We start from the raw sequence: 794 nt of genomic DNA on the forward strand, positions 1-794 counted from the left end.
GTGCAGACCCGCGACACAGCCGACCCGAAGGCGTTGAGTCGCCGTGAACGAACACCCGCCGCAACGTAGCCCCATCCATCAAGCACACACACCACCAGCGCCATGCTTGTCACTCTCTCGCGTTCGTCGGTGCACTGTCGTAGCGTCAACCCTCATCGACCGGCACCACGCCGGCACAGAGGTAGAAAGGAAATAGCCCGTGCGCTGGATCGAGGACACTCACACACTGGAGCTCACCGCCCGCAACGTCACCGCCCTGACCGACAAACTCGACGACCCGCTCTCCGCTCGCACACTCGTCTCGGGCTGCGGCCAAGCAATGGTGCGCGCTGTGGAGCACACCGACGACAAGACCATCGAGGGTGCAGCGGCCGAGCGTGTCATCACCCTGACCCGCACACAACTGCAGGACCTCGACAACACCGGTGCGAGAGTCGTTGTCGCCGGGATCACCGTGATCTCGCTGCCCGACTCAGCCCACTACTCCACCCGCTCCGCAGGCCCGGTCTACATGCCGAGCAGCGCAGAACGAACGGGTCCGGTGGCCGAGACGACGTTCCACCACGTCTGTGAGGTGTGCGGCATCGACGAAATCCTCACCCCCGAAGCAGCATTCGAGGCCGGCTGGGACTATCCACCCAGGATGGGCCAGTTCGGGGTGATCAGCCCCCGAACCTGTGGGCACTGCGGCATGAACGAGACAGTGTGGTGGGCGTTGACGGTAGGCGGAACCAACCCGGGCATGCTGACCGACACGCAACGCGCGACCATCGAACGCATCAACGGCGAGCCTG

1 protein-coding gene is annotated in these 794 nt (G+C 64.6%); it reads left to right on the forward strand.

What is annotated here, in order from left to right; genetic code table 11:
- Positions 1-199 precede the first annotated feature (199 nt).
- A partial coding sequence (locus MTX36_RS30740) for a hypothetical protein (protein WP_374230583.1) occupies positions 200-794 on the forward strand: 595 nt, incomplete at its 3' end.

The organism is Rhodococcus sp. ARC_M6 (assembly GCF_022810305.1).
Lineage (GTDB): Bacteria > Actinomycetota > Actinomycetes > Mycobacteriales > Mycobacteriaceae > Rhodococcus_F.